Annotated in this window: 19 protein-coding genes; 7 read left to right on the top strand and 12 right to left on the bottom strand. The window is 41.3% G+C overall.

The window, feature by feature from the left end:
* Positions 1–48 precede the first annotated feature (48 nt).
* Positions 49–495, bottom strand: a complete 447-nt coding sequence (locus RMZ95_RS19025; protein WP_322684307.1) for a tellurite resistance TerB family protein — start codon at positions 493–495, stop codon at positions 49–51.
* 176 nt (positions 496–671) lie between these two features.
* The gene (locus RMZ95_RS19020; protein ID WP_180277588.1) at positions 672–809 is read right to left on the bottom strand and encodes a hypothetical protein; all 138 of its coding nucleotides are present in this window, start codon (positions 807–809) and stop codon (positions 672–674) included.
* Positions 810–988: 179 nt separating this feature from the next.
* On the opposite strand from RMZ95_RS19020, the gene RMZ95_RS19015 reads away from it, so the two are divergent.
* Positions 989–1,156: a hypothetical protein gene (locus RMZ95_RS19015; RefSeq protein ID WP_322684308.1), complete on the top strand. Its 168-nt coding sequence runs from the start codon at positions 989–991 to the stop codon at positions 1,154–1,156.
* A 147-nt stretch (positions 1,157–1,303) separates the two neighbouring features.
* On the opposite strand, the gene RMZ95_RS19010 is transcribed toward RMZ95_RS19015, so the two are convergent.
* Positions 1,304–2,224, bottom strand: coding sequence for a histone deacetylase (locus RMZ95_RS19010; RefSeq protein ID WP_322684309.1), 921 nt, complete (start codon positions 2,222–2,224; stop codon positions 1,304–1,306).
* A 73-nt stretch (positions 2,225–2,297) separates the two neighbouring features.
* Positions 2,298–4,934: an EAL domain-containing protein gene (locus RMZ95_RS19005; RefSeq protein ID WP_322684310.1), complete on the bottom strand. Its 2,637-nt coding sequence runs from the start codon at positions 4,932–4,934 to the stop codon at positions 2,298–2,300.
* Between the two features lie 851 nt (positions 4,935–5,785).
* Between RMZ95_RS19005 and RMZ95_RS19000 the strand changes: the two genes are divergently transcribed.
* Positions 5,786–7,141 carry a GTP-binding protein gene (locus RMZ95_RS19000; RefSeq protein ID WP_322684311.1) on the top strand — a complete coding sequence of 452 codons (1,356 nt, stop codon included), beginning with the start codon at positions 5,786–5,788 and terminating at the stop codon, positions 7,139–7,141.
* A 331-nt stretch (positions 7,142–7,472) separates the two neighbouring features.
* On the top strand, positions 7,473–7,730 hold the full coding sequence (locus tag RMZ95_RS18995; protein WP_322674713.1) for a Calvin cycle protein CP12: 258 nt from the start codon (positions 7,473–7,475) through the stop codon (positions 7,728–7,730).
* A 141-nt stretch (positions 7,731–7,871) separates the two neighbouring features.
* On the opposite strand, the gene RMZ95_RS18990 is transcribed toward RMZ95_RS18995, so the two are convergent.
* The 5 genes from RMZ95_RS18990 to apcB all read right to left on the bottom strand — a co-directional run bounded on the left by RMZ95_RS18990 (position 7,872) and on the right by apcB (position 10,373).
* Positions 7,872–8,690 (bottom strand): TlyA family RNA methyltransferase, encoded by an 819-nt coding sequence (locus RMZ95_RS18990; RefSeq protein ID WP_322684312.1) that lies wholly within the window; start codon positions 8,688–8,690, stop codon positions 7,872–7,874.
* Entirely contained in the window at positions 8,691–9,125 is a 435-nt protein-coding gene (locus RMZ95_RS18985) for a DUF29 family protein (protein WP_322684324.1), read from the bottom strand.
* A 139-nt stretch (positions 9,126–9,264) separates the two neighbouring features.
* On the bottom strand, positions 9,265–9,600 hold the full coding sequence (locus tag RMZ95_RS18980; RefSeq protein ID WP_322684313.1) for a XisI protein: 336 nt from the start codon (positions 9,598–9,600) through the stop codon (positions 9,265–9,267).
* On the bottom strand, positions 9,588–9,713 hold the full coding sequence (locus tag RMZ95_RS18975) for a hypothetical protein (protein WP_409883186.1): 126 nt from the start codon (positions 9,711–9,713) through the stop codon (positions 9,588–9,590). The genes RMZ95_RS18980 and RMZ95_RS18975 overlap by 13 nt, the downstream gene beginning before the upstream one ends.
* A gap of 150 nt (positions 9,714–9,863) precedes the next feature.
* Positions 9,864–10,373: an allophycocyanin subunit beta gene (gene apcB / locus RMZ95_RS18970; RefSeq protein WP_322674716.1), complete on the bottom strand. Its 510-nt coding sequence runs from the start codon at positions 10,371–10,373 to the stop codon at positions 9,864–9,866.
* A 356-nt stretch (positions 10,374–10,729) separates the two neighbouring features.
* On the opposite strand from apcB, the gene glnA reads away from it, so the two are divergent.
* Entirely contained in the window at positions 10,730–12,154 is a 1,425-nt protein-coding gene (gene glnA, locus RMZ95_RS18965; protein ID WP_322684314.1) for a type I glutamate--ammonia ligase, read from the top strand.
* Positions 12,155–12,269: 115 nt separating this feature from the next.
* Here glnA and RMZ95_RS18960 read toward each other — a convergent pair whose 3' ends face one another.
* On the bottom strand, positions 12,270–12,470 hold the full coding sequence (locus RMZ95_RS18960; protein WP_100899525.1) for a hypothetical protein: 201 nt from the start codon (positions 12,468–12,470) through the stop codon (positions 12,270–12,272).
* Positions 12,471–12,862: 392 nt separating this feature from the next.
* On the opposite strand from RMZ95_RS18960, the gene RMZ95_RS18955 reads away from it, so the two are divergent.
* Entirely contained in the window at positions 12,863–13,762 is a 900-nt protein-coding gene (locus RMZ95_RS18955) for a ferritin-like domain-containing protein (protein WP_322674718.1), read from the top strand.
* A gap of 833 nt (positions 13,763–14,595) precedes the next feature.
* On the opposite strand, the gene patX is transcribed toward RMZ95_RS18955, so the two are convergent.
* A complete protein-coding gene (gene patX / locus RMZ95_RS18950) occupies positions 14,596–14,823 on the bottom strand; it encodes a heterocyst-inhibiting protein PatX (protein ID WP_322674719.1) in 228 nt (75 codons plus the stop codon).
* Between the two features lie 107 nt (positions 14,824–14,930).
* Entirely contained in the window at positions 14,931–16,697 is a 1,767-nt protein-coding gene (locus RMZ95_RS18945; RefSeq protein WP_322684315.1) for an FAD-dependent oxidoreductase, read from the bottom strand.
* Between the two features lie 452 nt (positions 16,698–17,149).
* On the opposite strand from RMZ95_RS18945, the gene RMZ95_RS18940 reads away from it, so the two are divergent.
* Both RMZ95_RS18940 and RMZ95_RS18935 read left to right on the top strand, forming a co-directional pair.
* The gene (locus RMZ95_RS18940) at positions 17,150–20,386 is read left to right on the top strand and encodes an efflux RND transporter permease subunit (protein WP_322684316.1); all 3,237 of its coding nucleotides are present in this window, start codon (positions 17,150–17,152) and stop codon (positions 20,384–20,386) included.
* A gap of 89 nt (positions 20,387–20,475) precedes the next feature.
* Entirely contained in the window at positions 20,476–21,900 is a 1,425-nt protein-coding gene (locus RMZ95_RS18935) for an efflux RND transporter periplasmic adaptor subunit (RefSeq protein ID WP_322684317.1), read from the top strand.
* The last annotated feature ends 55 nt before the right edge of the window (positions 21,901–21,955 follow it).

Raw genomic sequence — 21,955 nt, 5'->3', positions numbered from 1 at the left:
GTTTAATCAAGTAAGGACAATGGGCATAACAAGTTATGTTCGATCGCCCTATGCACGATTTTTAATCAAGATTACTTGCACAATTTGTATTGCTATCTCACTCGAAACCCCTAAAGCTTGATATAAATCAATTAAGAAGTTTTTTTCTTCTTCAGGTATAATACCTTCAGCTAGGACTAAATCGGTAGCTACTGCAAAGGCTGCTTCCCGCAACTCTTGAGATAGAGAATCTTTGGCTGCATTAAACAAAGCATTAAAGTCATCGCCTTGGAGAATGCCCAAAATTTTTTCAAACAGCCTGTTCATCATTTCATTAGAATAACTTTTAAAAAGTTTCATCCGAGACAGCACAGAAATGATAGAATTTGCTTGCTCAACAGAAAGATAACCGTCTGAAGCAGTTGCCGTCAATATAATGACAGCAAAAGCTTCCGCTGGATTGAGTGCTGCTTGGATTTGGCTATCTGTACCCAACACAGCGTCGAATAGACCCATTGTAGTAGCTCCTTGGTTAGAGTCCCAATAGCGTTACTGTTACCTGTATGTTTGGTAGATTTACAGGTAAGACTGTGACGCTTGAGACTTTCATCCTTTAGTGTTCCCAGGATTTATTCACGGCGAACACTCGTATCCAAAGGTTTTTGGTAGGAACTACATTGCCATCCGTAAACTTAGCGTTCTCCTGTCTTTTCTATTGTCTCAATTACCGCCAGACCTATACCAGAAGCTGCCATTAACAGTACTACTGAGATCAAATAGGCGTTGGTCAGCATTTGTAGAGCTTCGTCGAAAAAAATATAGGTGGTCATTGCTTCACCTTTGGGAATTTGTGCTGCTTGTGCTTTTTATTTCTCCACACCCCGATAGGTGAATTTCGCTGAGAAACTGCTAGCAATTGCATCTTAACAAAACTTTAGCTCTTTCAGAACCCCGCTGAAAATTTTTCTTTCTGAAGATTCTATGAAGTTTATAAAAAAGGGAATGGGGCATGGGGCCCATACCAGTACCTTTGCCGATAGGTGTCGTGGTGAAAAAAGGATTAAAAATGCGCGATCGCACTGTTTCAGGTATCGCACAACCATCCTTGGCGATCGCAACCGCACCAACTACAATCCTTAATAAGGAAACACCAACAAAGCTTGCAACCAGTTTGTGAGAAATTTTCATAACTGTATGTCAGCTATAACCGCGTCAGTATTCAGTGTTCCCAAATCTTTGCAGAAAATTTAGGCTATTACCTTGGTAATTGCGATCGTCGGTGTATATATCAGGTATTTCGTGAAATGGGATAAACAAGACAAGCTTAAAGTAAACAGCGTTCAATCGTCGCTACAACTGATTGAGAAAGAGTATCGAAGTCGTAACCACCTTCTAAGCCAAACAGAATTTTACGAGTTAGCCCCAAACAATAATCAGTAAATAAAGCGTAGTTTTCTGGCTGTAAATTAATACTTGCCAAAGGATCTTCTGCATTGGCATCGTAACCAGCACTGACAATTAGTAAATCTGGCTGGAAGTTGGCTAAAAACGGTACTACCTGTTTTTCAAATAGTGGCTGATATATTGCAATATCACTACCAGGGGGTACTGGTAAATTTAATACGTTATTGTGAAAACCCCGTTCTGTCGATCTTCCCGTACCGGGATAGCATGGGTACTGATGTAGGGAACAATAGGCGATGCGTGCTTCAGTTTCAACGATCGCCTGAGTACCATTACCATGATGTACATCCCAATCAAGGATGGCGACGCGGTTAATTCCAGGTTTTTCTAGAGCAAATAAAGCGGCGATCGCGGCATTAGAAAATAGACAAAAGCCCATCCCTGCATCACTTTCAGCATGGTGTCCTGGGGGACGCGCTAATACAAAAGCAGGATTAGCCGACTTTAACACAACCTCAACTCCATCCAACCATCCACTGACTGCTAACAATGCCACATCATAACTGCGTGGGGAAACTGGCGTATCTCCATCCAAAGGGCCGCCGCCACTAGAAGCGATTTGCCACAGTTTTTTGATGTAGGCTGGGCTATGTGCTTTAACCAACGAAGACATCAGTGATGGTTGTTCTGATGCTGGTGTAGGCGAATACCAGGTAATTTTATCTGCGAATGTAGCTGCTTTTAAAGCATTTGCGATCGCACTTAAACGTTCTGGTTTTTCAGGATGGTATTTTCCAGTCTTGTGATCTAAAAATTCGTCGGAATAAATGACTGGTAGCATAGGACGAAAAAGGTCGGCAGCAAGACAATGAATTTTATTGTATCCTCACTGGTACAAAGAGTTTTCCTTTGTACTAGATCGTTGGTCGTTTACTTTCGAGGACTTCTGTTGCTTTCTGTTCAGAAAGTGGGCGGTAGAATAAAAAGCCCTGTACCTCCTCGCAGTTGATAGATTTCAAAAACTCCAATTCCTCTTCCTTTTCTACCCCTTCGGCTGTTAACTTTAATCCCAAACTGTGTCCCAAGGTAACTATGGCCTGGATAATATGAGCTACTTTGGCATCCTGCGTCAAATATTGAATAAAAGATTTATCTATTTTCAGATTGTGGAGTGGCAAAAGCTGTAGGCGCGAGAGCGAAGAATGACCTGTACCAAAGTCATCGATGGAGATATAAACACCCATCTGCTGTAGCTCCTCTAACACCCTTCTGGTAAAACCCAAGTCCTCAATTGCTGTGGTTTCCATAATTTCTAATTCTAAAAAACGCGGCTCCAGACCCGTTTGTTCTAAAACCTTAGCTATAGTCTCTACCAATTTGGGTTGGCGGAACTGCTTCAGAGAAAGATTAACAGCGATCTTAATCGGTGGCAATCCAGCATCTTGCCATGCTTTATTTTGGCTACAGGCCGTCTGTAGAGTCCATTCGCCGATGGGGACAATTAATCCACTTTCTTCGACTAAGGGAATGAATACACTGGGGGCGACCAATCCCATCTCTGGGTGCTGCCAACGCAACAGAGCCTCCATACTAGTAATTTCTCCTGTGGCGATGTTCACACGAGGCTGATAGTAAAGCTTAAATTCATTGCGTTCTAGGGCATAGCGCAAGCTCTTTTCTAAAGTCAGGAGTTCAGGATTTTTAGCACTTAGAGAAACACTGTAAAATTGGTAGTTATTCCGCCCTTTGTCCTTGGCGTAGTACAGAGCAGCATCTGCGTGCTGGATTAGTGTTTCGGTGTCAGGGCTGTTGCGATCGAGTAAGGCAATACCGAGGCTAGCAGTTACATAAAGTTCATGCTCTTGGAGATGAAAAGCATCCTCTAAGGCTTGTAAGATTCTCTGCGCCACCAAAGTTACCTCTTCAATATCATTGATTCGTGGAAGTAAAATAGTAAATTCATCGCCTCCCCAACGGGCTACAGTGTCTCCATCTCTGAGTGAGTTTTTTAATCTTTGAGAGACGCTTTGTAACAATTGGTCTCCCAGAGTGTGACCCAGAGTATCATTAATCACCTTGAAGCGATCCAAATCGAGGAAAATCACAGCTAAACTTTCGCCATTTCGAGTGGCGTTGGGCAGAGTTTTACTGAGCAATTCGTTAAATAGTAGACGATTTGGCAACCCTGTCAGCAAGTCATGGAGGGCTTGATGGCGAATCTTTTCTTCTACTTGCTGACGCTGCCGCGCACCAATGATACTGGCGGCCATGGTCAAAAGAGTAGATTCTTCATGCTTTGACCAATGACGTTCAAAGGTGCAGTCTGCCAAGCCAAGATACCCCCAGAAATGATTATCCAAGCGAAGAGGTACCAAGAGAAGGGATTTAATGCCATCTCGAATCAGGAATTCTTGTTCGGCGACAGGAAATTTTTGAGTGATGCCGCTAATCGACTGGCCGCTAGAGAGAACTGTGTACCAACGGGCTAATTCAGGAGCTTGATAAAACTGATTCTGCCAATCGTGGAGGGTAGATTTAATCCCAGATTGTGTCCATTCAAAGCGTAGGCTGACTGCCATTTCCTCTGTAATAGGATGGAGATGGTTTTGAAAGAGATAGGCACGATCTGCCTTAGCAGCTTCACCCACTACCGCTAGAGCTAGATCGATACCAGTTTCGTAATTCATTTCTCCTAGCAAATAATTAGCAGCTTCTGCAACTGCTTGTAGCAAGCGATCGCGCTGGCGTAGTTCGGCTGTAGCTTGCTTTTGCTCTGTAATATCTCTAATAATAAAAGTTCTAATTAAATCACTTTCTGGAAGATAAAGTACGGATTGTTCAAAAACTTCTGTACCTACTTCCACCTCGCGCACAAAAGAATTGTTTTCTAGATTTTTAGCTCCAATCAACAGTCCCGTTAAAATTGGGTGTTCTGTCCCAACTTCCCTAAGATTGGGAAACTTGATCGCTGCGGCTGGATTGAGATACGTAATTCTTCCCTCGAAATCCATCTCAATAATTGAATTGGGGATGAGTTCAGGGAAGGATGCTAGGCGAGCTAGAGCAGACTCACTAGCTGCTTCAAAGCTGGGATCGATGGCTAAGGTTTGAAAAGGATTGGCAGGACTGGCTTGCTCTGATAAAAAACCAGATAAGTCTTCAACATCAAAAGATTCAGAAAATGCTTGTTCGGAAATGTTGGAAATAGCATAATATTTAGCCTGAGCTTTATTACTGCCAAAAGCGATGATATCTCCATGCCTAAGATTATGAGAAAAGCATTTAGTGCCATTTACAAATAACCCATTAGTGCTTCCTTTCCCCTTATAGTTACCATCAATAATCTGAAAGCCGTATTGGTCAGTTTCTGGAACAGTGACTCGCAATAAAATTGCATGTTGCATTGATACCGAGCGGGAAGCCAAGACAATAGTGTTTGCAGGATGCCGCCCCAGAGAATAAGTAGTCTCTCGTAAAGGGACAGTTCGCCGCCCTTCTAGGTCTTGGATGACCAACAGATGGCGTATTTTTTCCCGCTCATTTCCTTGCATGGCTGTTCCTCAAATTTCTCATATAATTAATATTTATGTCTTAGTCTGAAAAAGACTGCTCCTATAAGTCCAGAATTTCAGGCTGCACTTATGGGAAAACTTGCTCAATCAAAGTTCTCACCATCTGCGTAGGCGAGCATTTACCGCAAGCATCGCAAAATTGGTATAAGGGTGTAAACGAGCTTTTACCTTCATGATTGACCGCACTCAGCACTCTTCTTTTTATAGAATGAGTTGGCTAATTATTCAATCAGTTTTTGTAGTAGAAATTATAGTTTTTTCTCTACTCATAGATAAGTTATAAATTTTGTTCCTTCATCTATATCATTTAACCTTGTCTTTCTTAGGATACCCAGATTAACAATTCAAAATTAAAATTTGAAAATTGCACCCTTACAGGGAAGCAAGCTAGGCGTAACGTGATGTTGCGGCAGCCTCTTGTAGAGAAGAGAGTTACATAAGAAAATTTCAAAGCCGACTAAAACTGAATAAAGTCGGAGCCAATGCACCTTCGATCTCAGTGTAGATTTTGGCGTTAGTCTCTCTTTACAGCTATCTATTAGTCACATGTTTTTTAAGACTTTATAAAATACCTAATCTCCGACCTCATAAACTTAGAGACTTTTTATGTCCCATATATAGATTATTAGTACAAGAGCTTAGGGATATAAGATAGAGAAGTATGTTTAACTTTTCCTTTCCCTGATAATGGGGTTGAAAAAGTGAGCATTGATTGAGTATGGTTAATGAGTACGAATTCATACCTATTATTCACAATCGAATGCTGAAAGTAAGTGTTTTGAGCATTGGATGAGCATTTTAGAGAGAGTGAAGGCTGAAGCGTTGATATTATGTCGGTTTATCGTAATCTGCAAGAAACTCACTTAAATCGTGCCCGCGCCAGTCTCAGACAAGGGCTTTCTTGGTATGGATATCTTCGCAAGTCAGGACAGTTATCATCTAACCCAGAATTAGCAGGTTTGATGAAACCAGAATTAGAAGCTTTGAGAGCCACACTCAACAAGCTAGATTCAAACGTCATTAGAATTGCTGTCTTTGGTTTGGTGAGTCGGGGAAAGTCAGCAGTTTTAAATGCCTTGTTGGGAGACAAGATTTTGCAAACTGGGCCTCTGAATGGTGTCACCCAATGGCCCCGTTCCGTGCGGTGGCAGCCCAGCGATAAGGTACTAGTAGAGTTAATTGATACCCCTGGATTAGATGAAATTGAGGGGGAGTCACGGGCGGATATGGCACGAGAAGTAGTACATCAAGCGGATTTGATTTTATTTGTCGTGTCTGGTGATATCACACGCACTGAATATCAAGCGCTGCTGCAATTAAGGCGATCGCAAAAACCCCTGATTTTAGTGTTTAACAAAATAGACCTTTACCCAGATACAGACAAAGGAGCAATTTACCAAAATTTACAACAATTGGGTGCAGGGCATCCAGAAGCGAAACCTCTACTACCTGATGAAATTGTGATGGTGGCAGCGGAACCAGCGCCAATAGAAGTGCGGGTAGAATGGCCTGATGGGCGTGTCACTTATGAATGGGAGACACCACCACCGCAAGTAGACGAACTCAAAGAGATAATTCTGAATATTCTGAATCGGGAAGGGCGATCGCTTCTGGCTTTAAATGCACTGATCCAAGCACGGGATGCAGAAGCCGCGATCGCTCAAAAAACCATCGATTTACGCGAAAAGGAAGCTGAAGAAATTATTTGGCAATTTACCAAATACAAAGCTTTGGCAGTAATGCTCAATCCCATCGCCTTCTTAGATATCCTTGGCGGAACTGTTGCTGATTTAGCTTTAATTCGCGCTCTCGCTAGATTGTATGGTTTGCCGATGACTAGCTATGAAGCCGGGAAAATTTTAAAAACGATTTTATTTAGTTCTGGCGGCTTGCTACTTGGAGAACTAGGTAGTAGTTTTCTTTTGGGTTTAAATAAAAGTACGGCTGCGATCGCTAGTGGTGACAATCCCAGCAATATTACTGCTTTTGCTGGCAGTGCGATCGCTCAAGCTGGTATCGCAGGTTATGGCGCATATTCTGTTGGCAAAGCTGCCCAAATCTATCTCGAAAAAGGCTGCACTTGGGGACAATTAGGCGCTAGCAGCGTCATTCAAGAAATTCTCTCTCAAGTTGACCAAAATACAATTCTGTATCGTTTGCGACAAGAATTAAACATAAAGTATTGAGAATAATTAAAAACTGCTATCTTTTTGTTACCGTTTATAAGCGTTTATCAACTTCTATCAAAGTCTTCTGACAATTAACCGACATTCTCAATTTGGGATGCAAGATTGAGAACATGACCACCTCTGCTTGCGATCGCAACTAGTAGAATTCCCATACCTTTTTGAATTTAAAGATGACAAGAGGGTAATCCCACTCAATTTTGCGAAAAAGATGGCGGTGTTTACCACTACTTATTGTGGGAAGCCTATCTAAACTAGAAATGTGAGCTGACTGAGGTCATTAAAAGCTCGCAGTTAATAACTCTGTCTGTAAATTAAAGGTGAAAGTATCATGACAACTACCCTAAAAATTGAAATTGCTGGGGCGGCAACTCTTGAAGAAGCCATTACTAATGCCATTACTGAAGCTCGGACAACTTGCGATCTAGATGGCAGTAATTCTGCTGGTTGTGCTGTAGCGTGGGACATTGTAGAAGAATTGCAGGCTGAAAAATCTCACCAACATCAAGCAAAATCCAAAAAAACCTCTTTGGAAAATTACTGCGATCGCCATCCAGATTCCGTAGAATGTCTAATCTACGACCTTTAATAAGAAAGAATTCAGGAGTCAGGAATCAGAATTCAGTATGAATTGGAGTCAGAGTGCAGACTTCGGCGTGAGCGCTCAGTCGAACGCTGAACATATCGGTTTAAGTCCCTGACTAATTGATTCTGAATTCTGCATTCTTTTTTAACTCTTGCGTAAATCAGTTGTTGCTGATTGCGTTATTTGCTTAATTGCTTCTAAATCAACTGGTGGTGTTTCACTTTCTATTGCCAACCACAAAAGATATTCGATATTCCCAGCCGGGCCAACGATCGGCGACCAAGTTAAGCCTTTGTATTTCCATCCTAATTCGTGGGCAGCTTGCAAAACCTGGAAAATGGCATCAGCTTGGTCGTTTGGATCGCGTACAACACCTTTTTTACCCACACGGGATCTGCCGACTTCAAACTGTGGCTTGACTAACAATACAGCTTCTCGGTTAGCTTGAGTTAGTTGCCACAAAGCAGGCAGAATCTTAGTTAAAGAAATAAACGATACATCAACCACCGCCAAATCAGGAATCGGGTCATTTTCACCATATAACTCATCTGGTCGTAGTTGCCGTAAATTGGTGCGTTCCCGTAAAATCACCCGCGAATCATTTCGCAACCGCCAGTCAACTTGTCCGTAACCAACATCAATACCGTAAACTTGTTTTGCTCCAGCTTGCAAGAGACAATCAGTAAAACCACCAGTAGAAATCCCACCATCTAAACAAATGCGCTCTACTACGGGAATGGCAAATACTGATAAAGCTTTGGAGAGTTTTTCACCGCCTCTAGAAACAAAAGGCGATCGCTTTTTAATATTTATTTGAGCCGAAATATCAACTTCAGTACCAGGTTTATCAACTAACTGCTGATTAACAGTAACTTCCCCCGCCTGAATTAACCGTTGTGCTAAGGCGCGAGAAGAACATAAATTTAGCTCTACTAATAGTGTGTCGAGTCGCTGTTTAGCCAATTAACTAGACTCTCCTGGTAAGATTAAAGCCAAAGCACGATTAATAATTTCTTCTTGGTTAACCAGCTTTTCTAATTCTTGGGTTTCATAACGACCTTCTTCTACTTCTAGAGAAGCCCGATCGATGGCATTTAAATAGGCTTCTGCTAAAATTTCTAACAATTCCTCTGGCGTAAGATAATAGCCCCCAGCTTTGCGCCGCTTATTTTCTCGTTGAATTTCCCGAATTGAATTCCGAATTGAGACTTCCCAAGAACGAGTCGTGCGATTTTCCGCTTGTTGTTTAATCAGAAGCAACAGCAAAATCACTGCATAGCTACGAATCGTTTTGATTATGTCATTTCGGCTCATTTCCTCTAATTCTTCAACTATAATCAATGCTCCTTGAACATCGCCTTTAACAAGCAAGTCTTTCAGAGTTAATAATTCTTCCATCATCAGCGCCTCAAACATCGGCAACTTCTATTGTGGCTTATAGAGGTTCCAGTTTAGATAAGATAGGCTAATGCGTTTCATCTATAAGCGATCGCTACTTAAATGTATTATTCTTTGCAAATACACAATATTCAGATAATTAAGATACAGCAAAATCGGTGTATTGCCGTAGTTCAGCAGGATGGAAACCCAAGACAATATCTTCGCGCAAAATACCCGCTTCTAATAATGCCTCTGCAACTGGCTCAGAAGTACGATCATATTGAATCCACACTTTATCATTAATAATATCTATATGTACCACCGAACCATGTACGCGGCGCACTCCATCCCAGCCAATGTGTAACACTTCGTAGTCGTTTCGCTCCGAGTCAATGACTGCTTCTGTGTCTATTTGACCGTTAGCAGGCTTGTGACTAGCATAGTCAAATATCAACTGACGAATAATTTCACGATACCGAGTTAGCTTATCCATCTGATAATCCTTTCTAGTTGCTCGTCAAAGACAATTAGGTTTATTCTTATACTATTAAGAATTAGCTGACCAAAGCGTTCGGAAAATATACCTTCGTAAACCCGCTTGGGAATTGCTGGTTATGATTTTGCCCTTTGCAGGCAAAATCTTGAATAAAGCCCTTCTCAACGTCTAGAGTTCACAAAAAAGCGATCGCTCCATTAAACCAAAGTGCGATCGCTATTTAAGTTTATGTCGGGGCAGACACCTTGCCCACCTAAAATCTAAATATCTATCTCGCTCAACTCACGTGTAATGTGATCGAATGGTTCATCTACAAAAGCACTATTAACCACACCTGCTGCTGCTACTTGCTCCTTAATTAGCTCCTTGAGAATCTGGATACCGCGAACCGTAGGGCCAATAGGTACTCCTAAAGAATTGTAAGTTTCCCGCAGCCCTTGCAGCACTCGTTCATCCAACACATTGGTATTCCCAGCAACCAGCGCATAAGTGGCGTAGCGCAGATAGTAGTCCATATCGCGCAGACAAGCTGCATAACGACGAGTTGTATAAGCATTTCCACCAGGGCGAATCAATTCTGGCAGTTCTTCAAATAACTGTAAACCAGCTTGCTTGACAAGTCCAGCCGCATTAGAATTGATTGCCGCCGCCGCTTGTACTCTTGCTGTACCACTATCAAAGTAAGACTTTAGGCTATCGATCGCATTCCGGTCAAAATAACGACCAGCTAAGTCATAATTCTTAATTAAACTTGTTACTGCATCGCGCATTCCTTCTTCTCCCAATCATTGCTATTTATGGTTTGATATTTATTTGGCTGCACTTATGCACCAGTAAATTTTTGTGCTATTAAAAATAGATTCGGCACAAAAACAATCTATCCACTACATAAGGATTTTATGTCAAAGTTGACCCTATATGATGAACTTTCCAGTTTTGTACAGATGATCGCCGAAAGGTTAATATAACCTGATAATCCAGATATCTGTAGCACAAGCTACAAAATCAGCTAATGTCTAGTATTTAAGATATTTCTGGTGTGTCACGGCCTGATTGAGATCGGTAGGGTTAGGATGCAATGTAAGATTTTGGTTTACTTTAGGAAATTGGTAGAGAAGGAGTAACAATGACAACACCACAAGAAGTCTTGAAATTGATCCAAGACCAAAAAATTCAGCTGATCGATCTCAAATTCATCGATACAGTAGGGACTTGGCAGCACCTCACACTGTACCAAAACCAAATCGATGAGACTGCATTCACTGATGGCGTACCGTTTGACGGTTCCAGCATCCGGGGTTGGAAAGCGATCAACGAATCGGACATGACGATGGTACTCGACCCCAACACTGCTTGGATAGACCCATTCATGGAAGTCCCAACGCTAAGTATAATTTGTAGTATTAAAGAACCCCGCACGGGTGAATGGTACAATCGTTGCCCACGCGTTATTGCCCAAAAAGCAATAGATTACCTGGTTTCCACTGGTCTTGGCGACACAGCCTTCTTTGGCCCTGAAGCTGAGTTTTTCATCTTTGACAGTGCTAGATTTGCCCAAACCGCCAACGAAGGCTACTACTTCTTAGAGTCCGAAGAAGGTGCTTGGAATTCCGGTAAAGCTGGTACAGATAACAAACCCAACTTGGGTTACAAACCACGCTTCAAAGAAGGTTACTTCCCAGTTTCACCGACGGATTCTTTCCAAGATATCCGTACAGAGATGCTGTTGACGATGGCACAATTAGGTGTACCCATTGAAAAGCATCACCACGAAGTTGCTACTGGTGGTCAGTGCGAACTAGGTTTCCGTTTTGGTAAGTTGATCGAAGCGGCTGACTGGTTGATGATTTACAAATATGTCATCAAGAACGTTGCCAAGAAATACGGCAAAACCGTTACCTTTATGCCAAAACCAATTTTTGGCGATAACGGTTCGGGAATGCACTGTCACCAGTCCATTTGGAAAGACGGCCAACCTCTGTTTGCAGGTGATAAGTATGCTGGTTTGAGCGATATGGGGTTGTACTACATTGGTGGTCTTCTCAAACACGCCCCAGCGCTGTTGGCAATCACCAACCCTAGCACCAACTCATACAAGCGCCTAGTACCTGGTTATGAAGCTCCTGTGAACTTGGCTTACTCCCAAGGGAACCGTTCTGCTTCTATCCGTATTCCTTTATCTGGTACTAACCCCAAAGCCAAACGTTTGGAATTCCGTTGTCCAGATGCTACTTCTAACCCCTATTTGGCATTTGCTGCAATGCTTTGTGCTGGTCTCGATGGCATCAAGAACAAAATCCATCCTGGTGAACCCTTAGATAAGAATATCTATGAACTCTCTCCAGAAGAACTGGCAAAGGTTCCTTCAACTCCAGGTTCTTTAGAGTTGGCTCTGCAAGCACTAGAAAAAGATCACGCCTTTTTGACCGAATCAGGCGTCTTCACGGAAGACTTTATCGAAAATTGGATTGACTACAAACTAGGTAACGAAGTCAAACAGTTGCAGCTGCGTCCTCATCCTTACGAGTTTTACCTCTATTACGATGCTTAATTAAGAGTCGTATCTAACTAAAAAGTAATAAGTAAGTTTTGCCACCCTAGAGTAAAGGGTGGCTTTTTTTAGAGTTGTCGGTTGAGATATTCACTCAAAAAATCAACCTTAAAACTTAGCTCATGGAAGCATGACTCGGCCCATAAATCATCCGAGTGTTAGCATCAACCTTCCCTTGAATCGGGTTCCAGTAGTGGGATGCTTCTTCAGGAAGACCAAGTTCTTGTGCAGCCCGCATCAGCATAGATTGTTGGCGATTCTTGACTTGCTGATGTTCGCGCACCATTAACGCACGGGATTTATCTGCGATAGACATAACCATAGTCCTCTCTATTTTGTGAATATATAATTTTTGGTTTTTTACTTACAAGACTAATATAACAAAAATTCTGTAACATAAGCTACTTTTTGCAAAAGTTTATATTTGCCTTTGCTGACAATATCAAGTATTTGTTTCCAAAAGCCGGAAAAATCTTCCCAATCTACTTTTGATAACTAAAATCATCTAGCTTCAGATTGGTCTAACCTAAAAAAACACACCTTACCCAAGGCTGAACATTTATTCGTTACTTTTTTCTACACTTAAGGTCAACTCAAGTGATTAATTTTTGTAACTTTGATTTTTTTTTCGGTGAAGCGACACGAATACAGCAGTTGCAAAAAATTAAGTTACGATCGAATAAAGATTTACAAAAATTTACATAAACTATGGCAGTTACCTATCCGCGTAAATTTCAGAATGTTTTGAGTGCCAGAGATATATTAAAACGGGTGGTATGCGATCGCGAAATCCATCTAATTACTCTCAATCGCTACCGTTACAGCGAACAACGCAGTTGCAAAGACCTAACTGAGGTAATTGAACAACTGAATGGACAGCCACGGGAACTGATCCGGGATTTGTCTCATCACGTCTCAGATGAAGCTCGTCATGCCATGTGGCTAACTGACTTGTTGATTGATTTGGGAAGCGATGTAGGAACTCCCCCCGGAACTTCCTATATTGATGAATTCGATCGGCTGCTCGACAAAGACACCTACGATCCAAAACACAACCTAGAGGACGGCATGATTGCTGCCTTGGCCGCAATTAACATTACCGAAAAGCGGGGTTGTGAGTATTTCTCTGCTCACATTCACGCGCTTAAACAAGCACCGCAGACAGAAGAAAACATCAAAATTCGGGAAACTCTTGAAAAAATTCTCCCAGAGGAAGCAGGACATGTCCGTTGGGGTAATCGTTGGCTAGGAGAACTTGCGCGTAAGAGTCCAGAACATCAGCAAAAGGTAGAGCAAGCCAAGCGAAAATATACTGCAATTGAACAAGCGGCCTTTGAATCAGGAATGGATATCACCTTGGGTGCAGAACTACGGGGAGTTGCCAACCTGGTGGAAGTCGCAAATACTATGCCGCTTTGGCAACGTCCCCAATACTTGATGGAACGTTTACCCCAGACTTTGCTAGCGCCGGAGTTGCAATTTACTAGGATTCAGGCTGCACAAAAGGCTTGGCAGCGAGATCCACAGACATTCATCGAGAAGTTTGTGCCAATGTTCCTCAACGGCATCCAGGGAAGAGAAAGTAGCCGCAAGAACACAACGGTGTAAAAAGGCATTGGGCAGAGGGGCACAGGGGAAAAACTTACTGCAACTTTTCCCCTGCTCCCCACTCTCCACTCCCTTTTCTTTAAGGAAAATTCATATAAAAAGACCAGATGCAAAGTTTTGCATCTGGCCTTGGGTGTAAAATAATTAAAAAGACTAAGATGATCTGGCAGATCCTTCTTAACATTTATTTTGTCGGGAGCTATCTACGAAGAGAACAAACTAAGGAACAAAAGTAGATTTACATTAGTAAATTTGTTAGCAAGCGTAATAAGCCTATACTACTTGTGTGAATGCCTACCTAGATAAGCAAGAGATGAAACGAAAGGGATTTTATGCTTCGGGAAAAGACGCTAAACAGATGTCAGAGCAAAGATCGGTTACTTGCTTATGTAGATAATCGGCTACTGGATGTATGAGAAGAAAATTTATTGGGAAATAAAGTGAAGTTGCCCTAAGGCTGTTTGTTCAACAAGCAAAATGTTTGAATTAGATGTGCTTTAGATTAACTCATAGCCTAAGTAACATCTATTTCTAGAGCCGTTGAGGATTGAGATGCAAAGCTTTCCATCGAATATGAGCAACAGTTGTAGAGCTTTTGAGGAGTTGGTAATGCTATCGATCCAAGCACTTAATTTGATTTGCTTTTCGATCGGCAGGATTGAGACCAACTATATATACAAAGTTTGCAGTTGAAATACTAAGCGATCGCTGAAGACTTTCGTGTGTCAACTGTATATATCTTTGCCAGAAAAGCTGTGTAAAAGACGTTAGCCCAACATCCTGTTTTCTGGTAATTCTGTTCCTTTGAGAAAAGAGGCATTACCTTACAGTAGTTAAACCACAGCATAGATAGTTCGGACTTTTTGTGTCACTTCTCTGCGCCCACTACCGCGATGACGTGGCGCATCATCTGAAGCTTGTTCAGATGCCGCCGAGAGCCACTGTTCCGAAGTAGGCGTGGAAGGCAGCCCTGTTGATAAGTGATTGACCATTGCTTGGCAGTTAAAAGCTAAGGGGCCGAACACCAGACTCGAGACTAAAAGTGAAATGGCAGCACGCATAGCAAATGTCTATTTTGGAACTCTCCACTTCACTGATACTTAGCTTTTTGATTAATATCCGGACAATTCATCAAAAAGTATTCTGTTTTACTGAAAATAAACTCTTCTTATCCTCCGTTTAAATGTTCGACTAATAACCAATTACCAGAGCGATTGTAACGACCCCACAATGTAACTAATTGTTCGTGGGGATAAGCGCGTAATTGCTCGTCAATATGCGATCGCAAAGTCACAAGCTGCCAGTTTTGCCCTTGATATGTGGCTGGTGCTATGACAGTGAATCTATATTCCTGCTGTTCCAAGCGGTAAAAAATCCCTTTGAAACAGTTACTTTCCTGAATTAATGGCTTGCCAAAAGCAGATTCAGGGCAATCGCCACTAACTGGATAGGCTTGTGGGTTATCTAAGTAATACAGTTGCCAGTGCCGCCAATCCGAACGATTGGGGGGAAGATTAAACAAAGGAATAATTAGCGCTTTTGAGCGATTATCTTCTAATAAAGCAGTTTGCAGCTTTCTAATAGGTAAATCCCTCGGCTGGCAGTTTAATTCAACACATATCGCCGCCGCCATCCCTGCTGCTTGACCAATGCCCATAACCACAGGTTGTAATCTAGTAGCGCCATTGGCAATGTGGGAGACAGAAATATTCTTTTCACAGACCAAGAAACCATCTGTTGTGGCTGGAATTAGACAACTGTAAGGAATTGTAAAAGGAGTTCCAGTCCAACGCCCTCCCCAGCGGATGGATTTAGGTTGCAGTGGGAATTGAACACCAGGATAATGATGGTCATTGGCGTAATTACCAACTGCGATTGCATCATTAAATATAGATGCAACTCTACCTTTTGCGATCGGCAAAATATCCTGTTCTCGGACAGTAGTTAGCCCCACTAAGCGGCGGCTTTCCCGGTAATAGGGATGTAGTGCAAAAGCTGTAGAAGTGTGAGGAAATACTTTTTCGGCTAAACCATAGCGATGACCAAGCCGTTTTTGGATAAAATGGGCAAAATTTTGGCTGTGCCAGCGAGATTCTTGGATGAATTCACCTCTGGATACATCTGACTCTATCAATCGCCCTACCCCTTCGCCGTAGTCATTGCCACAGATTGGCCAATTCATCATAAACAGGCCACCGGGCAAACGTCCATAATTTAAAAATGTCTCTGCTCCATAGCCATCCCAAGCACCTGTAAACTGTGATGAATTATAGTTAGGCGCAGCCGGAATCTCTGGTGCGTAGGCGTAGCCCGTCGTAGACATCGCTTTACCAAAGTCTTGCATAATCACTACATAAGTGGGCGCTTGCACAGGATATTTTTGGGTTAAAGAGTTAAAAGTTACTGGGGCGCTGGGTTCTCCCCACTCCGATTGCAATTCCCAACCCCAACGGTAAGGTATGTCAGCTAAAGCTAATAAATCTCCTAATTCTGTGCCATCAAGAATAATCTTGGCTGTGATAGCAAAATCAGCAAAGCGGACACCAGTTATAGAATCACCTTGTCGAAATACCTCTAAAGGTACTTGTCCAGAAATCCAATGCAAATTGGGCAATTCCTGCACCCAATCTGCAAAAATCTCTGCTCCAATTCGGGGATCGTAACTGAAAAAGCTTACCCAACTGTTATCTAATCCTCCAAGCTGTCGTTGTCGCAATTCCTGCAAAAACGCACCCCATAACCCTGTTTGAAAGGCTTCTAATTCATTGCCATCGGGTGCAGACACTCCAGACGAAGTTAGCATTCCTCCCAACCAAGGAAATTCACTCACCAAAATGGTTTTGGCTCCCCGTCGTGCCGCTTGAATAGCAGCCGCAGTTCCTCCGGTTCCTCCACCAACAACTATGACATCAGCTATGTATGTCTGATGAACCATGACCAAGTCCTCCACCAGGGTTAGCTATCTAGCTGATTTCGGTTGATCCTTGGCTCTACTTTTATCAGCTGAGTTTATAATTCACCTCTAGAAATCAGCTTTTGTCAAGTTTAAGAGGACTTTTCTAAACACTAAAGTGCTTACTACAAACATTTAAAATGTACTATCGCAATTACGTATGAAATATTACATATTTGTTTTGGTAAGTTACAGGGTCTTGCATTTTACACATCTGTATGCAAAGATAATTTTACATAAAATACTGTAAATCTATCGATTTACCGGATTAATAAGTTTTAGTGCTTTTAAATCTAACTGATTGCAAATAAAGGCATTCAGCAAGTATTCATTTGGCAATTAGCAATGAATAACTAAAATTTAAATAATAATTTCCTTTAATGTAAATCGCACTGACAGACTAAAGAAAAAAGAAGACTTGAAACTAAAAAATAATGTGGATTGTTAAACTTGCTCTTCGTCGCCCCTACACCTTTGTAATTACTTCCATACTTATTTTTGTTTTAGGAGTAGTTACTATTACGCGCATGGCAACGGACATTTTTCCAGAAATTAATATTCCTGTTGTCAGTGTAATTTGGTCTTATGGTGGTGTTTCACCAGAAGAAATGGAACAGCGTATCGTGACAGCGAGCGAACGCTCTTTTACAACCACTGTTAATGATATTGAACACATCGAATCACAATCACTCAATGGTGTTAGCGTCATTAAAGTTTTCTTCCAACCAGGAGCAAAAATTGAAGCAGCAGTAGCTCAACTTACTTCTAACACTCAAACAATTCTTCGAGGTTTACCTCCAGGAATTACACCTCCTTTAATTATTCGCTACAATGCCTCTAATGTGCCTATTCTTCAGCTAAGTGTTAGCAGCACATCACTATCAGAGCAAGAACTTTACGATAATGGCAATAATTTTCTGCGGACTCAGCTAGCGACTGTTCAAGGCGCGTCTGTACCGTTACCTTATGGAGGCAAACCTCGGCAGATTATGGTAGACATTGACCCGCAGGCACTATTTGCCAAAGGTCTTTCAGCTACAGATGTCACAACCGCAATCAGCGCCCAAAATCTTATCTTACCTGGGGGAAATGCCAAATTAGGCGATCGCGAGTACAGTGTTCGACTCAATAGTAGCCCCCAAGTCTTAGACGCGTTAAACAATTTACCCATCAAACAGATTAACGGCACTGTAATTTATATACGTGATGTTGCCCAAGTCCATGATGGCTTTGCAGTGCAAAACAATATCGTTCGTCGAGATGGTCGGCGTTCTAGCTTATTAACCATTCTCAAAAGTGGTAGTGCTTCAACTTTAGATGTTGTAGCTAGAGTCAAAGAAAGGCTACCAAAAATTCAAGCTACATTACCCAAAGAATTAGATTTAGAAATCTTATTCGATCAATCTATATTTGTTAAAGCTTCCATCCACGGAGTATTAATCGAAGGATTGATTGCTGCTTGTTTAACTGCCGCCATGATTTTATTATTCTTAGGCAGTTGGCGCAGCACTTTAATTGTGGCAATTTCTATCCCTTTATCAATTCTTTGTTCTATCATTGCTCTGCGATTGATCGGACAAACTCTAAATATTATGACCTTGGGAGGTCTATCTCTAGCAGTTGGAATTTTAGTTGATGATGCCACAGTAGAAATTGAAAATATCCACCGCAATTTGGCACAAGGAAAACCTCTGCAAGAAGCTATTTTAGATGGCGCACAACAAATAGCTGTTCCGGCTTTCGTTTCTACCTTGGCAATCTGTATTGTTTTTATCCCAATTGTCTTTTTAACAGGAGTAGCACAATCGCTATTTATGCCTTTAGGAATGGCGGTTGTTTTTGCGATGCTTGCTTCTTATCTACTGTCGCGGACAGTAGTACCAATGTTGGCAAAGTTTCTCCTTGGTAAGGAACTACATCTTTATACTGAACATGAAAATTTAGGTAATAACGGTAATGGTCATGTCATTCCCAAAAAAGATATTTTCTGGCGAATTCATGAACAGTTTAACCGCCAATTTGAGAAATTTCGCCAAACCTATCGAAATACTTTAGCCAAAGCTCTAAATCATCGGGGTATAGTTTTTGCGATGTTTGGTGCTTTTTGGGTAAGCGCCTTAGTTTTACTACCTTTTGTCGGTCAAGACTTTTTCCCACAAGTAGATGCAGGTCAGTTTCGGTTGCATGTCCGCGCTCCTGCGGGAACACGACTTGAAAAGACAGAACAGATTTTTACTCAAGTTGAAAATGAGATTCGCCAAGTTATTCCTGAAGAAGAATTAGAAATTATTCTTGACAATATTGGTCTACCTGTAGGTGGAGTAAACCTTGCTTTTAGCGACACAGCAACTATAGGGCCTGGTGATGGAGAAATTCTTGTCGGTCTTAAAGAAGGTAAACATCATTCAACTTGGCAATATGTTAGACAACTACGCCAAAAATTAACTGCCCAATTTCCTGAATTAACCTTCTTTTTCCAACCTGCGGATATAGTAACTCAAATTCTCAATTTTGGTTTACCAGCCCCTATTGATATTCAGATCATAGGCCCAGCTAAAAATCGTCGGGATAACTACAAAATTGCCAAACAAATCAAAACCCAAATAGCTCAAATTCCGGGAGCAGTTGATGTTCATTTACATCAAGTCGTTGATGCTCCAGACCTACGTATTAATGTAGATCGTTCTCAAGCACAACGTAGCGGTTTAACTCAACGAGATGTTGCCAATAACCTACTCACATCATTAAGTTCTAGTGGTCAAACATCACCCAATTTTTGGCTCGATCCTATCAAAGGAGTCAGTTATTTAATAGCAGTACAAGTTCCTCAGTACAAACTTAACTCCCTAGAAAAAATTCAAAATACTCCTGTAGCGAACGGTTCTAACTCGTCACAACTTTTAAGCAATCTTGCTGTTGTTAAACGTGGGAAAGCTCCTGCTGTTGTTAATCATTACAACGTACAGCCTGTATTTAATATTTACGCCAATGTTCAAGGTCGTGATTTAGGTGGTGTAGCCAGCGATATTTATAAAATAGTTAGGCAATTTCAGCAGAAGTTACCACGGGGAACTTCAATTATGGTGAAAGGTCAAGTAGAAACTATGAATTCATCTTTTCTAGGATTAGAAGTAGGATTGATATTTGCCATTGGATTAGTTTATTGCTTAATAGTAGTCAATTTTCAATCTTGGATCGATCCATTCATTATTATGATGGCACTGCCAAATGCTTTAGCAGGAATTGTCTGGATACTATTTATAACGAATACGACTTTTAGCGTACCTTCTTTGATGGGTGCAATTATGAGTATTGGGGTTGCTACTGCCAATAGTATTTTGCTCGTCACCTTTGCTAATGAGCAACGTCTAATAGGAGAAAAAGCTGTTTCTGCGGCTTTAGCTGCTGGTTATACCCGTTTGCGTCCAGTATTAATGACTGCTGGAGCCATGATTATGGGGATGTTACCAATGTCTCTTGGTTTAGGAGAAGGTGGTGAACAAAATGCTCCTTTAGGACGTGCTGTAATTGGTGGATTATTAGCAGCAACAGTGGCAACTTTAATTTTTGTACCTGTAATTTACAGTATTTTACGCAGAAAACAACCCCAAAATTTAGAGTTAGAGGAAGAATTATCTTCTACTATCAAATTAACTGTAGCCAATCGGTAAATTATTCGGGAATAATTAGATCCCCGACTTCTTTAATAAGTCGGGGATCTTAAAGAATTTCATCAACAAATCAAATAGAATTATATAGTATGGATACTCAAGAAAATACCAAAGTTGATAATTCTGATATCGCAGCAACGACTAAAAAAAGTCGCTTCAATTTTATCACCATTATTGCTACGACTACTTTTGTTGTTACTGGACTTTTAGCACTTGGTATTATACCTCGCTTACAAAAGCAGTCAGAATTAAATGCTTTCGCTAAATCTACAACAAAAAAAGCTTCTTCGGTTAATGTAGTTCAACCAAAAGTTGCTGCTAATTTCACCGAATTAGTTCTACCTAGCAGCATTCAAGCCAGCCAAGAAACCACGATTTATGCCCGTACCAGTGGCTATTTACAAAAAAAATTAGTGGATATTGGCGAACGTGTAAATAAGGGGCAGCTACTAGCTATAATTGATGCCCCGGAAACTGACCAAGATGTACAGCAAGCTCGTGCAGAATTGGCGAAGTCTGAGGCTAATCTCGCTCAAGTTCAGGCAGATTTAGCACAAAAGCAAAGTAATCTTTCTCAAACAAAAGCTAACTTAAAGGCTAGACAGGCGGAATTAGCCGAAGCACGTACTAACCTAGAACTAGCACGTCAAACTTGGCAACGTTGGCAATTACTTCAAAAGCAAGGAGCCGTGACTACACAAGCTGCCGATGAACGTCAAACTGCTTTTAATGCAAGTCGAGCTAATGTAGATACTTTAATTGCTCGCGTTAATTCAGACCAAGAAAGTGTAAATACTGCTCTTGCAGCTATTAATTCCCAAAAGGCTAACATTAATGCGTTTATCGCAAGTAGGAGTGTTACTAAATCAGATTTACAACGGATAACTGCTTTACAAACATTCAAACAAATTGTTGCCCCTTTTGCGGGTGTAATTACTGCTCGCAACATAGATTCAGGAGCTTTAATTTCTGCGGGTAGCAATAATAACAGTGGAAATTCCTGGTTATTTAAGATTGCTCAGACAAAGAATTTACGTATCCGAATTAATGTTCCCCAGGCTTTTGTGCAATCAATTCACCCTGGACAAAATGCGCTTGTTCGCGTTCGTGAGTTACCGAAAAAATCTTTTTCTGGTAAAGTTATTCGGACTGCTGATGTCTTGGATGCTACTTCTAATACTCTTTTAACTGAAATTGAAGTACAGAATTTAGAGAATGTATTGCGTCCTGGGATGTATGCTGAAGTCACTTTTAAGACTGAACGTGCTAATCCACCTTTATTAGTACCAGCTAATACCTTAGTGATTAATGCAGATGGTATACAAGTAGCCACTGTGACGAAAGAAAAGAAAGTTAAGTACCAGAAAGTAGAGCTTGGACGAGATTATGGTACTGAAGTTGAAGTTGTTTCTGGTTTAAGCCCTAATGTTAGGTTAATTACTAATCCTACGGATGCTCTCCAAGATGGGAAATCGGTTCAGATACTTGCATCCAAGCCTAAGACTAAGAATTGAATTTTGAATTCGGAGCGTACCCCTTCTCTACGGGACTCTCTGTGAATGGGAAGCA

It is taken from the genome of Nostoc sp. DedQUE07 (genome assembly GCF_034530975.2).
In the GTDB taxonomy this organism is placed as follows: domain Bacteria; phylum Cyanobacteriota; class Cyanobacteriia; order Cyanobacteriales; family Nostocaceae; genus Nostoc.
This window is presented reverse-complemented; position numbering and strand designations above follow the sequence as displayed.